Annotated in this window: 11 protein-coding genes; 2 read left to right on the forward strand and 9 right to left on the reverse strand. The window is 51.8% G+C overall.

The features are described from left to right. Positions 1-76 precede the first annotated feature (76 nt). The 4 genes from HYD27_RS04615 to HYD27_RS04630 all read right to left on the reverse strand — a co-directional run bounded on the left by HYD27_RS04615 (position 77) and on the right by HYD27_RS04630 (position 8,201). The gene (locus tag HYD27_RS04615; RefSeq protein WP_219212021.1) at positions 77-1,273 is read right to left on the reverse strand and encodes a Ger(x)C family spore germination protein; all 1,197 of its coding nucleotides are present in this window, start codon (positions 1,271-1,273) and stop codon (positions 77-79) included. Continuing rightward, the gene (locus HYD27_RS04620) at positions 1,266-2,369 is read right to left on the reverse strand and encodes a GerAB/ArcD/ProY family transporter (protein WP_219212023.1); all 1,104 of its coding nucleotides are present in this window, start codon (positions 2,367-2,369) and stop codon (positions 1,266-1,268) included. The genes HYD27_RS04615 and HYD27_RS04620 overlap by 8 nt, the downstream gene beginning before the upstream one ends. A 24-nt stretch (positions 2,370-2,393) precedes the next feature. Further along, the gene (locus tag HYD27_RS04625; RefSeq protein WP_219212025.1) at positions 2,394-4,064 is read right to left on the reverse strand and encodes a spore germination protein; all 1,671 of its coding nucleotides are present in this window, start codon (positions 4,062-4,064) and stop codon (positions 2,394-2,396) included. Between the two features lie 216 nt (positions 4,065-4,280). Beyond that, a complete protein-coding gene (locus HYD27_RS04630) occupies positions 4,281-8,201 on the reverse strand; it encodes a discoidin domain-containing protein (protein ID WP_219212493.1) in 3,921 nt (1,306 codons plus the stop codon). A gap of 193 nt (positions 8,202-8,394) precedes the next feature. On the opposite strand from HYD27_RS04630, the gene HYD27_RS04635 reads away from it, so the two are divergent. Continuing rightward, a complete protein-coding gene (locus tag HYD27_RS04635; RefSeq protein WP_219212031.1) occupies positions 8,395-9,216 on the forward strand; it encodes an alpha/beta hydrolase in 822 nt (273 codons plus the stop codon). A gap of 413 nt (positions 9,217-9,629) precedes the next feature. Then, on the forward strand, positions 9,630-10,172 hold the full coding sequence (locus HYD27_RS04640; RefSeq protein ID WP_219212032.1) for an NADPH-dependent FMN reductase: 543 nt from the start codon (positions 9,630-9,632) through the stop codon (positions 10,170-10,172). Positions 10,173-11,041: 869 nt separating this feature from the next. Here the strand turns inward: HYD27_RS04640 and HYD27_RS04645 are convergent. From HYD27_RS04645 to HYD27_RS04660, 5 genes are all read right to left on the reverse strand, one after another. Further along, positions 11,042-11,425 (reverse strand): DMT family transporter, encoded by a 384-nt coding sequence (locus HYD27_RS04645; protein WP_219212033.1) that lies wholly within the window; start codon positions 11,423-11,425, stop codon positions 11,042-11,044. Further along, positions 11,425-11,670 (reverse strand): hypothetical protein, encoded by a 246-nt coding sequence (locus tag HYD27_RS31885; RefSeq protein WP_309242014.1) that lies wholly within the window; start codon positions 11,668-11,670, stop codon positions 11,425-11,427. The genes HYD27_RS04645 and HYD27_RS31885 overlap by 1 nt, the downstream gene beginning before the upstream one ends. Further along, positions 11,565-12,083: a TetR/AcrR family transcriptional regulator gene (locus tag HYD27_RS32625; RefSeq protein WP_309242015.1), complete on the reverse strand. Its 519-nt coding sequence runs from the start codon at positions 12,081-12,083 to the stop codon at positions 11,565-11,567. Before HYD27_RS32625 ends, HYD27_RS31885 begins: the two co-directional genes overlap by 106 nt. Then, positions 12,052-12,531 carry a GNAT family N-acetyltransferase gene (locus tag HYD27_RS04655; RefSeq protein WP_219212034.1) on the reverse strand — a complete coding sequence of 160 codons (480 nt, stop codon included), beginning with the start codon at positions 12,529-12,531 and terminating at the stop codon, positions 12,052-12,054. The genes HYD27_RS32625 and HYD27_RS04655 overlap by 32 nt, the downstream gene beginning before the upstream one ends. A 102-nt stretch (positions 12,532-12,633) precedes the next feature. Beyond that, positions 12,634-13,791 carry a DUF116 domain-containing protein gene (locus tag HYD27_RS04660; RefSeq protein WP_219212036.1) on the reverse strand — a complete coding sequence of 386 codons (1,158 nt, stop codon included), beginning with the start codon at positions 13,789-13,791 and terminating at the stop codon, positions 12,634-12,636. Positions 13,792-13,793 lie beyond the last annotated feature (2 nt).

Here is a 13,793-nt window from a genome sequence, read left to right on the forward strand (position 1 = left end):
AATACATTCGCTTATGTATTATAAGCATTCCGGCAGGGTTGCACCATGCAGCAATCGCAGAAAAGCATATGGACTTTTATTCAGTGGCCGACCCGAAATCCGTAATCGTAAATTTCACATCAAACGTGACCGGAACCCGGGTGAACGTATCATCCCAATGCTCCTTCACTTTCTTCCAGACTTGAGGCTTTTCGATACTCAGCCACTCCCCGAATCCGGCAACCTCCACCTTATACTCTGTCTGCATGGATTGCAATAGGTGCTGAAGCATGGCTGTGAGCCTCTGCTCAAAAAGAGACTCAAGCTCCCTCAGAAAGGAGATGCCGGAGGATTTCTGTTCCGGGTTCCAATTTTCAATCAAGCGCCCATCGGACTGGATATCCACATGAAAGGAGAGCCTGCCGTCAGCCGTGATTTTTGCAGTAATTTTACTTGATGCGGACTTGATCTCATACGTTATGGGCTCTTTATCTTCATTATAGGTCTTGATTACCCCGCCTTTGACCTCCCCCTTAAACCAGGAAATGCTTTCCAGGTCCTGCTGATTCAGTGTTCCGATCCATTTTCCAGTTTCACCCTTGATGATTCCTCCGCCTGAGAACTCAAGCTCTCCCTGGGTTTCGAGAATGTTTTGCAGCAAGAAGCTTTTCTTAGAATACATCAGCGCATCCAGTTGAGAGAGCGTAACACTCTCCATCACCTTGCTCGTTCTGAAGCGGTTACGGATCATTTCCCGGATATGAACGGAAGGAATCTCATCCGCATATTTGGTAACCAGCACATTGGAGGCTTTCCCCCTGCTTAGGAAGATCAGGCAGCTGGGACGAATGTCGTTATCCCGGAGCACAAAATCCATCAGTTTCCGCATGTCCTGCTGTTCTGCAAGCTTGGAGCCTATTACGATCACCTTCAGATGATGGCCGATAATCGGGCGGTCCAGGCGAATGGAGAATTGGCGGAAAATCTCAAACAGGGAGTCTCCGGTTTCGGAGACATTGATATAATGGGACGTCTGCACGTTATCCGAGGATTCATTGGCACTGCTAAAGATTTTTTTGGGAACAATCTGTACGGTAGCCGTTACCCTGTTATTCTTGAAGTAATCCCCTCCCTCCCTGTCAAAGGCGCGTTCCACCGCATCAGGATCACCCTGGTCCAATGTCAGACCCGTGTAGATGCTCAAATCTTCAATCTCCTTGCTGCTCCAGCAGCCTGATTGGGTGAACAGAAGTGCAAAGGCGAGCAGAACGGACAGCGGCTTATGTCTACACATTCTGCTTCAATCCTTTCTTTCTGAAGATCAGAACTGCCGAAAGCAGCACGGGCAGCAATAGAAACAAGATAATCCCCATCTTACCGATAGCGTCGCCAAGGGCAAAAACATCATTCATGCGTACAGGAATCATCGTTACTATGAAAATCAGCGGCATAAGTGCGAAGATGACCGGAGTCAGCTTCAGCTTAAAAATTTGTGAAATTCCCAGCGAGGCATTAAAGAAAAAACTGCAAAAGTTGCAAAACATCTGCATCATCCATATGACCAGCAGCGGGAATTCAAGCCGTTCAAAAAAAAAGCCCGAGATTTCAAAGCTGCGTATTAAATCGATCGTTGGCCAGGTGCTGGTGATTGCCGTATCTATCGACAAGCCTCCGATAACCATAACCACCGTGAGCAGATACAAGAACAAAGGCACACTTATCCCCACCAGCATGGCTTTGACGGCGTGCTCCGGATGCTGCATGAACGCTGTCAGCGTCATCACCACTTCACATCCCGAGAAAATCAGCACAGTCGATTTCAAGCCTTTGATCACAGGCAGAATGCCTTCGCTCAGCACTGGTCGCAGGTGATTAACATCGAACAACCGGATACTCAAGCAATAGCATAAGATCAGTATAAAAATACTGATTGGGGAAATAATCTGGTATACTCTGGAAATGGAATTTATTCCTCCGAAAACCAGATAGCCTCCTACCCAGATGAACGGAATGGCGATGGCCCAGATGGGAGTTCCTTCAAGCAGAAAGAAAATCGTAATTTCAACAAACACGCGAATCTCAAAACCGGCCGTGATTATAAAATAAGCAATCAGCAGCATACACAAAAATCCCCCGGCAGCCGTGCCAGCGATCCGTTGCGAATATTGGTAGATAGTCTTGCCGGGAAATTGCTGGCTTAGCTTCACCATCAATAGAATTACCAGCATTACAATGCCTCCGCCAAGCAGTACGGACATCCAGGCATCCGGAGTTTTTACCGCTTCGGTCACACCTCTGGGCAATGTCAGTATCCCCGCACCCAGCACTGTATTCGTCAGAAATAACGCAGCTTGTGTTGTCGTAATTTTGTCGTCAGAGCGTGTGAACACTTGTATTTCCCCTCCGCTTCCCTGTTAAGACCTGCGTCTATTCTTTTGCGGCTTCATCATTTCGGGTCTGCGTTTCATGATGGACAGTGGCGCGCGGATGTAAAGATCCTTCCAGTCGCTCAAACGGATTGGCGAGAAAGGTGTGACATAGGGCGTACCGAAGCTCTTCAATTTGCTTAAGTGGATGAGGATCAGCAAGAAAAACAGGATGGTGCCGTACATCCCCAAAAAGGCTGCAAAGCCCATGCCGATGAAGCGTAAAACACGCAATGTAATCCCTGCACTGTACAGTGGTATGGAGAAAGAGGAGATGGCGGTAACAGCAACTACAATCACCAGGAACGGACTGACAATTCCGGCTTGTACGGCAGCATCGCCTATGATCAGACCGCCAACGATCCCCATTGCAGGTCCGATGGGCTTAGGCAGCCGAATTCCCGCTTCACGCAGAATTTCAATCGATATTTCAAGAATAAGGACTTCGATAACAGACGGGAACGGCACGCCCTGACGGGTCTCAATAATGCTGATGACCAGCTCTGTAGGGATCAGGCCCGGATGGAAAGAGATGAAGGAAATGTACAATGCCGGAGCCATCAGCGCCATAAATGAAGCGAAAAATCGCAGCATGCGAAGCAGCGACCCCGGGAGCCAGCGCTCATAATAATCCTCGGGTGACTGCAGCAGCATGCTGAAGGTCACCGGAACAATCAATGCAAACGGGGTGCCGTCCAGCAGAATTCCTATTCTTCCTTCCAGAAGAGCGCTGATGACACGGTCGGGTCTTTCGGTATTCAGAGCCTGCTGAAAAGGGCTTAGATAATTATCTTCAATCAGTTGTTCCACATAGCCGGATTCTGCTATGAAATCCATATCGATCTTGGAAACTCTGTTCATAACCTCCTTCAGCAGATCGGGATTCACGATATCGTTGATGTAGGCAAGGACCAGCTTCCGTTTCACCAGGCTTCCAACCTCATACAGCTTCATTTCCAGATTTTTATTCAAGCCTTGCCGGCGCAGCATGGAGGTATTCTCACTCAGCACCTCGGAAAAGGAGATTCTTGGACCGCGAAGCAGCGCCTCTGAAGTCGGCTCCGTAATGGTCCGGACGGACCCGTGCGGCAGCCCTACCAGAAGCCCTGCGGGAATCCCGTCCATGATTAATAAGGTGTAGCCAAAGAGAACCAGCTCCTGCAGCTTCTCCAGCTCCTGCACTTCCTCAAGCTCAGTAAGCGGAAGCAGGTTTTCTTTTAGGCCGGACAGTGTAACAGGTTCCCTGAAGCCCTCTCTGTCTGGCGCGCTCCCGGTTCTGACTTCGCGCATCAGCGGCTGCATGACCTGCTTATTGATCATTTCTTCATCCTGCAGGCCCTCAACAAAGACAAGCGCAGCCCGAAGCCCATGCCCGCTGACCACAAACTCCCGGATATGCACATCACTGTTCCCGGCAACCGCTTGTTTAATAAGTGTCAGATCCGCTTCGTATCTCCCGCTGACCAGGCTGCCCGCAGTCGAAGCCGCCTTGTGAGGGGACGCTGAAGAGACCCGCTTCGTTCTGGGGCCGCGTCCGCTGCCTACGAATGCATACAGCTTTTGGTATGTAAAATATATTCCCAGCGGACAGATCAGTGTAATTGCAGCCTGCACAAATATGATCCAGCCAGGAATGTAGGGTACAATCGTTGACCACATTCCGCTCATCCTTAACTTATAGTTTTAGCCTGCAGGCTTGTTCCTTAAAGTGTGCCAAATAACAGCAAAATTTAGTCATTGACATGAACGCGGATATGACACTGGAGCGTGAATATGAGATGGGGATTTTGGTCCGTGTCCGGCGCTCTCCTTGCACAACAAAAAGGAAGGAGCTGTGAGGCTCCCCCCTTATCATGTCTTGCCGTGTATTGAATGCTAGTGAATGGTTAAGTTAAAGCCGCTTTGAATGTAATACAGATCAGGATAGGCAATATTGCTGGTTGTCAGGTTATTAAAGGTGGCGGAGCCATTGCCGGTATAAGTGTAAATGGCCGCCCCCTTATGCGCTCCCGAGAACCTGGAGGTTGTTACCCCATCCAGCCCCGTACCGTTGATAGTGATGTTATTGAATACGATGTTGGAGAATCCGCCGCCGTATCCGAACTGGATGGCATCGCGCTGGGTATTGATGATATCGATATTTGTAAACGTCACATTCTTGATTGGATCGCTGGAGGCTTCAAGATCGATGGCCCCCCGTTCTCCGTCATACAAGTCCCGGCTTGTTCCGCTGTTGATGATGGTCGTGTCCGAGAATACAATGCCGGTATTGTTGCTGAAATGGGCGCCGGGGAACGTGGTGTTGAGCCGGATGCCGGAGCCGCCCACCGTATCGATGATATAGTTGTGGTCAGCTTTGTGCCCGCTTCCTCCGAAGAAGGCGATCGCTCCGGCACGCCAGTTGTTCTCAATCGTGTTGTACGAGAAAGTATTGTTCACGCCATCCGGGGCGCCAAAAGTATTGCTGGGCCATACAGCAAGCCCGTCATCGCCGTTGTTGCGCACATTCGTGTTGCGCACGGTCGAATTGCTGGTTCCTTGAGAGAAGTTGATGCCGTCGGCAAGGTTGTTGCGGATACGGCTGTTCTCTACAACCAGTCCGCTGGCATAGATTGCCGGAGTATGGCCGTAGTCCCCCACCCACATGCCGCATTCAAAATGCTCCACCCACACATCGTGGATGATGGAATTGTTGCCGAAATTGTCCATGAACCCTTTGTAAACCGCATTCTGGTTGTAGCGTGACCGCAGATTCGAATTCATATACACATTGCTGAAGTCAAGCTTGCCGGTGATGCGGAGCGAAATTCCGCCTCCTGCGGCGTTGGGGTTGTTGAACTGCAGGTTCGTATGCCAGATGCCCGCGCCTGTAACGGTAAAGTTATTAATCATGCTGTTGATGGAACCAATCTGCCACATGCTGCCGAGGTTGAATGTTCCTTCGGGAATGTACAAAGATTTGCCGGAAGCAACCGCCGCAGTCACTGCAGCGTTGAAGGCCGCAAGGTCATCCTGTCCGTCATTCGCAACCGCACCATGATCCGTTACGGAAACGGAATTGGCCGGGCGTGCGATGGCTGCCGGAACAGGTTCAATTTCCAGGAAATCCACACCATATTCAAGACTGTCCCCGTTATTCTTCTGGATGCGGATCGTGTCACCGGGCTGCAGCGGCGTATCCAGCTTCCAGTGCACTTCATCGAACCGGAACAGCGGACGTCCGGCACTCGGAGCATCACCAGGCTGGTCCCCGGAGAAATACTGCCAGCTGTAATACGAGGTCAGAGCTACAGTCTTAACCTTGACTCCGTTCACATAGGCATCGAGCGAGCCGGCCAGTCCCATGCCGTCTGCCGAGTCCGGCATTGTAAATCTCATGGTTACCCCTGCTCCGCCCTGGCCCGGCCTTACCGTCCACTGTGCATAGGAGCCGTTCGAAGGCAGGGCGATATAGCGCTGGCCGGATGCTTCCGAAGCAATCAGCGTCTGATCGAAATTCGGTGCCGATTTGAGTGCGGCTGCTCCACCGCGCACAGCATCGTCGGTATCGTAGCGGCTGTAAGGGACAGTTGCGCCACGGAGTGCATAGACAACCAGATTGGCCGTATTAACATTGTTGGCCTGCTTGGCTGCAACTTCATTGGCATCTGCCGCAATGGTTGTGGTAACGGTGTAGTTCCCGTTTACTGCCGCCCATGTACCCGGAATGGAGACATTGACGGACGATCCCGCAGCTATTACACCGCTGTAAGAGCCGCTGAAGGTCTGAACCGTCGATCCGGCGGCATTCTTGAGAACAACAGTGATGCCATGTGCACCGCTGGCTGAAGCCACCGTTCCCTGATTCTTGAGGTTCACAGCAAAGCTGACAGTGTTGCCCGCTGCCGGATTCCCCGGATTCCAGGATGTGGCTCCAACCAGATCGGAGCTTGCAACCGGGGCGACTACGAGGGACGAAGGATTCGTATAACTGTTGTTAGTCTCATCTTGCTCAATGATGGTGTTGCTCTCGTCCACCTTGGCGCTGAGCGGGTAAGTCGCGGCGGTCTTCGCACCAGCGTTCAGCGAAACGGCGGTTGACTCCCCAGCCGCAAGTGCGCTAACCGGAGCTGTACCGGCAAGCTCACCGCCCAGGTAGAAGCTGAGGGCAGTTGCCGCAGAAGCTGCGCTGCCGATGTTTTTGACGGTAGCATTCAGCGTGATTGCGCTGGTCTCGACCGGAGAAGCCGGCGACCAGGACATTGCCGTAACCGTCAGATCCGGGTTCGGTGCGGGCGAGCCGAAGACCTGGAATTCGGCGATTTGTCCCGCCGGAGCGCCGGAGTTTGATGTGATATTCAGCTGCAGGCGCTTGACGGTTGCCGTAACAGGTATGGTCACAGAGTTGCCTGTCGATGGGTTAAAGGTATAGGTCTGCGCTGATACCAAATTGCTGAAGGCTGTTGTACTCTGGTTGTGACCGAGCACCTGGATGGTTTGGGTGCGCGTGCTCCAATCGGAAGCCGGATTCAGCTTCAGGACAACCGAGGTAATATCGTGGTTCGCTCCGAGATCCAGTGTCAATGTGCTTGGATTGCCGCTCCCTTCCCAATACGTGCTCGTGCTGTTGTCATTCGCGTTCGCAGCGGCAAAGGATTGTGTGCTGGAAGAAGCCGTTATGGATTTGCCGATGGCGATATTGCTGCCCGGGACAGGTGTCGCCGTGGCTGTTGCTGTAGGAGTCGGTGCAACTGTTGCTGTAGGTGTTGCTGTAGGTGTAGCCGTTGGTGCAGTTGTCGGTGTTGCTGTTGGTGTTACGGTCGCAGTTGGAGCTGGCGTCGTGCTTGGCGTAGCCGAAGGAGAAACTGTGGCGGCTACCGTAATCTGATCCAGATTGATATTGGCGGAATCGCCCGGGTCATATTTATAGGCTATCGTATTACTGCCCGCATTCAGAGTAAGCGTTTCCACTTTACTGCCCCAGGTATCCCAATCGGCTAAGGCAGGCAGGGAAGTCTGGCGGATCTTGCTTCCGTTCACATAGAGGCTGACTGTGCTCGCGCTGCCGTTTGCATTGGCATATTTCAGCGCCACCTCCCGGTTGCCTGCCGCCGTCACGCTGACGGTGAAGGCAGTCGATGCCCCCACTGTCCAGTAGCCGTCTACAAAGCCTGTTCCGGAGTAACCGGTATGGTCCGTGTTCACCTTCGCGCCCCCCGCAAGCGCGGCATTCTCCGCCTGATAAGTGCCTGAAGGCGCAGGGGTTGCCGTAGCAGAAGGCGTAGGGGTCGGGGTTGTGCCACTGGCGCCATAGATTTCAAATTCGGACAGCTGTGCCGCCGGCCAGGCTGTATTGGCTGTGAAGCTAAGACGCACATAACGTGTGCTGGCTGCATTGAAGCTGATGGTAACGGTGTTGCTCTGAACGGTAGGGCTGAAATTATAATTGGCGCTGCCGGCAATAGTGGTGAATGCCGTTCCGTTCGTGCTGCCTTGAACTGAAAGGGTCTGGGTCCGTGCTTCCCAGCCTGCAGGAAGCTTCAGTACAATTTGATCAATACTTGTGAGAGTGCCCAGATCGGCCTGCAGCCACTGCGGAAAAGCATTGTTCGTGCTTTCCCAGTACGTGGCCTGGTTGCTGTCCTTCACGTTGTCAGGACTGTAGGTCTGGGATTGGCCGCTTGCTGTGATGGTTTTGCCGATCGTCAGGTTGGAGCCACCAGCTGCTGAAGCGGGCGTGAATGAATCCATGCCCATGAACAAGCTGGTGATCATCAGGGTCCCAATGACCAGCCATACAAAAAACTTGTTGCGCATCATCTTCCTCCTCCATATTGTATGAGATTACTGCTGCAATACATATTCATTATAGATATAATGCAGGAATACCTATGATAGGCAATTCTACCGAAAAGATGGGCGATTCCATGCTTCTGGCTTACTTGCACAGCCCGGTAATGATTTGCTATTGTTAGCTGGGAGCGGGATGCTTTAAGAAGGGGATGTTATTTTGGCGAAAAAAGACAGATCTGCAATTGAAGTGGTCAATGGTGCTTCGGTCCGCAAAAATTGGGCCGGGCATATTCCGGTGCTTATCATAGAGCCCAAAGAACCGGCAGCAGAACGGCGGCTGGCTATCTTCCTCAGTGGTCTGGGCGGAAATAAAGAGAGGCTGGTGCCCTATTTGCAGGATATTGCCGATCAGGGATATATCGCCCTTGCTTTTGACAATGACCAGCATGGGGAACGCGGCTCAGCGGGGAGCGGGAATTTGGTAGACCGGGTGTTCTCCAACATGAGAAATTACGGGTGGAAAATCCTTGGACAAACCACGCTTGATACAAAGACAGTAATTGACTGGGCCATCGATACGCTGGGGGTTCAATCGGACGTTCGAGTGGGCGGCATCTCCATGGGCGGGGATATCTCCATTGCGGCAGCGGGCATCGACCCGCGGATTGTCCGCATCGCACCGATCATCGCCACGCCGGACTGGCTTCGTCCGGGCATGCACGAAATCTCCGGCAGCGCGCCGTTGATGGACCCGGGGATGCCGGATGAGGCATCGCAGACTTTTTATGACGAGCTGAATCCCATGACCCATCTGGAGCGTTATCTTAATGGACCGCAGATGCGTTTGACTCTGGGTGCAGAGGACAAGCATATCCCCCCCGAGAATGCGGAACGCTTCAAGCGGGAATTAGCCAGGCTCTCACCTGAGGCAGCCGATGGAGTCGGGCTTGTCTATATCCCGGGACCAAAGGCTGATCACATCCATATCATGGACAGAAAAGACGAATGGTGGCCGGATCTGTTGCGTTGGTGGCTCTAAACAGGTATGTATCGGCGGGAGAAAACGCGGCGCATTCCATATTTCAAATAAACAGCAAACAGAGGGTGACCCACAGCCGGCAGTAGGGCTTGAGCCGCCCTATTGGTGTTCCCATCCCCCCCGGTGTGCCGAACGTAATAAATTAAGCTACTGCGAATTGTCGATGTATGCATAGCATTTCTGTGTTCATAATAGATATAAGCTGAATATTTAAAGATAACGGATCGGCTTTGGCGGTGCCTGCTATTGGTCTAGTCCAGCTGGCAGCCCCGTCAGCGCAGGATCATTTATTTCGAATTTAAAGTTTCGATTTATTACTTGCTATAAATAAGTAATGTGCTATAATAAACACAACATAAGCTTTACCGCTTGAATGAATCCAATACAACTACTTATTTTAGGAGGAAAATTAAATGACAACTTTAAACATCGGAATTATTCTGGGCAGCACCCGTCAAGGTCGGGTAAGTCCACAGGTCGGCGAATGGGTGAAAGGCATTGCGGATGCACGCGGAGATGCAAATTATGAAATCGTGGATATTGCCGATTACAAGCTGCCGCTGCTCGGCGAATCAGACGATTATGGGCCTGCCCAGGCTTGGGCGGCAAAGCTGGCGACTCTGGACGGATTCGTATTCATTGCCCAGGAATATAACCACAGTCTTTCGGGAGCCTTGAAGAACGCGCTTGATTCCGCCCGTGAAGAATGGAACAACAAAGCTGCGGGCATCGTCAGCTATGGCTCTGCCGGAGGCGTTCGCGCTGCCGAGCATCTGCGTGGAATCCTTGGGGAGCTGCAGGTTGCCGATGTTCGGGTGCATCCGCTCTTGTCCCTGTTCACCGACTTCGAGAACGGCTCTGTTTTCAAGCCGGCGGAGCTTCACACCGCTAACGTAAATGCAATGCTTGATCAGGTGCTTGCATGGAGCGGTGCCTTGAAGACCTTGCGTGCCTAATAATAAAGCTAACTGAGCCAGAAGACCACTTCAGCATTTGAAGTGGTTTTTTTATCGTTTAGGAAATTATGCTTCTCGTCAATTGTGGATAAGGTATGTTATGAAGTTTATGAAGTTAGAGGGGAAATTGTAATGCGTCTTATTCGTGCTGAACCGTACTGAGTCGTGCAGAGTTTGCTGAATTGTGCAGAGTCTCCTGAGCCGTGCGGAGTCTGAGGGTTCTATGTTTTGCAGGAGGAAGCGCGGAATAGAGCGGGTCCAGCCGAGGCCCCTACCGGGGCAGTGACGTGAAGTGGAATGGAGTAAAGTGGAATTCGTAAGAATTAGTACACTTACACGGCCGGAAGAACCCTCTGAACCCGCAGCGGACTTCATTCACATCGTCAACCGCTGATTTTGGTGTTGAGCCAAAAAGGTAGTTTAATGTATATGAATGGAACCGGAGAACCTGAACACGCTGATGGAACGCAAGGAGATTCATGGGGAACGGAAGCGAAGTGTAAAAAGTAACACTAATGGGCTGGAATTCTGGCTTTAACGGGCTTTAGTGGGATTTTGTACACTTAATAGAGGCCCACTCCCTCCAAATGGCTGATTTCAGCCGGATTAGTTGTACTTTTTCCCACTAGGGATGATCGAGAATCCGAATGCGCTACCTTAGTGTTACTTTTTACTACTAAAATGGCTGCCCTTTGGATGTGGTTCAAGTTCATCTTAATGTAGGCGTATTCCTCTGTAAGGGGGAGAAACGGATGGATTAGGCATCCTTTTTTCCACTAACGCTTGCGGAAAAGGGGAAGCGGGTAAGAACTAAGTTCACTTGTTCCACTTGGGCTTCCTCCCATTGCAAGACAGCTTGAACTCCGGGATTAAAGAAGCCCGCTAGGCTTTTGAACCGGCTGAATTTGCCCTTCTGCCGCCGCATCCCCAGAAGCCCCATGACCCGGACCGAGCAAATTCAGCACAACCACGCCGATGATGATCAGCGCAATCCCTACGACACTCGCCGTATTAATCTTTTCCTTCCAGATCACAACCGACACAATCACCGTAACGACCGTGCCAAGTCCTGACCAAATGGCATACGCGGTGTTCAAGGGAATCGACTTCAGCGATATTGACAGGAAGAAGAATGAACATACAAAGGCAACCACTGTCACGAGAGAGGGAATCAGCCTGGTAAATCCTTGGGAAGCCTTGAGCATCGAAGTTCCAAGCAGCTCACTGGCAATGGATACCGCAAGATAGGCCATTACTTCTCCTCCTTGGTGATGCGCAGCAATTCCTCGCGTACCCGCTGCTTCAATTCTTTGTCTGGCGGGGCAAGTCCGAAAATTTCAGCAAACCACAAGCCGTCAGAAGCTAACCGGGCAATTGTCGATTGTACCGGATTCAGCCCGTCATTCTCAATATTCCGTTGCCATTCCGCATAAGCGTCCCGAATTCCGTCCAAAGAGCCGGGGTTGATATACATGGCTGAAGCAAGCGCTGGACCCACATCATTCCCAACACCGGCATCATCAAAGGTTGATTCGACATAAGCCCTGCTCCATCTTCCTGTTCGCTCTTTATCCTGTCCGATCCGGCTGGCCAGTCAGCTTCAAAGCTATCCGTCAACGCTCCTACTGCAGCAAGCACCAGCGCTTCCTTGCTTGGGAAATGATACAGCAGGCCGCCTTTGCTGACACCGGCCTTCTTGGCAACCAGGTCCAGCGTAAGTTGCTCCCCGCCCAGCTCACGCATAATGTCTATGGCCGCTAGCAGAACAAGCTTTCGTTTGGGAATTTTGTCTTTATTGCCGCTCATTGCGAACATCACCGCCTCGAAATAAATATACCGTCCGGACGGTTTAGTTGTCAGACGGTTATCCGTTCGGCGGTTAGCGGACCAGATCCTTGATGTACCAGGCATCGCAGGCGTAATGCTCCGAACCGGCCAGCGGGGCATCCAAATGCCCAAAACCGTGCTTGAGATAGAACCGGCCTGCGGCATGCATGCTCTGCAGGGTTTCCAGATAACACTTATTATAATGAAATGCGGCAAAATCCAGAGCAGTCCGCAATAATTCTGCGGCAATTCCGCTGCCGCGAATACTCTGTGACAGATACATTTTCTGCAGCTCGCATATCTGATCAGAACCGGCAAAAGGTGCAATCCCGCAGCCGCCTAGAACTTCCCCGTCCCTTTCTACAATCCAATACCCCCGGTTAGGCTTATAAGTGTAGTAGTGATACAAATCATGCATGCTCTCATCCGCCCAGGCCAGGCCCTCTCGGTTCCCGCCGAACTCGATCAGGCACGCCCTGATGATGTGTTCTATTGCTGCGTTGTCTTTATATTCGATGTGCCGGATATTCATTGTTCTATTTAGCCCCCAAGCCGTTGTTAGCTGTTAAGAGAAGATCTTTATCTACCATATCATAATATTCCGCTTAAATCAGGCTTTACCGCGCGGCATGCCTTATTCCAGCATGGCCTTCAGCCGGTCCATATCGATACAAGTCTCAATTCCTTCCGGATGCCAGTGCATCACACAGCCGGAATAATGGAGCAGCACACATTGCGGAAGGTATCCCATGTCATAAGCTTTATAGCCGCCGGAGATGAGATTCAGCACACAGGCTACGCCGACAATGCCTACCTCTCCCTCAGTGATCCGTTCATGACCGAAGGCCGTGCTGGCATGGGGAATCATCAGCACCTTGCCGCCACAGGCTTCAGCCATCGCTGTAACCGCATGTACCCGGCAGGTTTTGGAGCAGCGCCTGCAGACATACCCTGGTCCTTCCTTAACGGCACGGCAGTCTTCGGCGGATTTGTTCCGCATGCAAATGGGCAGAAAGACTCTTTTCTCCTGTGCCGCATAAAAGCCATCATGGAAGACACGGTTCATGATCTCTGCACCCGCCATGTTCAAATGGTACTCCACCCGTTCCCGGCTGCAAAAAATACGGTTCTCCTGCCACTTCAGCCGCTGGCGGTTGCTCTCTATATAAGAATCCACCCTGCCGGTATAGCTGCCCAGACACTCCAGACTGCGCCGCTCAAACCACAAAGCCTTCTGTACTGCCCTTTGCAATATGCCTGCGCGCTCACTGTCCGGCAATCCCCGCAAAAAATCCAGCCAGACCGCCAGCCGCCTGCTCTCCTGCTCGAATTCGCCGCTGCCCCGCAGCCAGCCGATCAGTCTGGAGAAGGAATGGAGCTGAATCCGCCCGCCGGGCTTTCGGCGCCGGGCCAACACGGTAGTTCCGGCAATGCCTTTCAATCTGTCGACGGTTCTGCGCGCCCCCTGGCTCCGGCTTCTCAGCCCATAAAGGGAAGACAGCAGCTTTCCCGTATACGCGCTCCCCGCAACCGCCCTTCTGCTGTATACATTCCAAAAAACGCCGATCATCAGCAGCTCAAGCGCGTAAATATGCTGATCCAAAGGCTGGAGTTTTTTTATAGCAGCATTCCGCCCGAATTTGGCTACAGCCGGGTCCTCATGCAATTTCGCCAGGACTTCATCGGTAAAAACTGCAACGTCCCTGTAATACTGTCCGGCTTCTCCGTCTTTACCGGCTAAGGAATATGTTAAATAGGTTAAGGCATCGGTATCGCTCTCACTCTGACTCAAAG

Source organism: Paenibacillus sp. S150, from assembly GCF_019352175.1.
In the GTDB taxonomy this organism is placed as follows: domain Bacteria; phylum Bacillota; class Bacilli; order Paenibacillales; family Paenibacillaceae; genus Paenibacillus_AQ.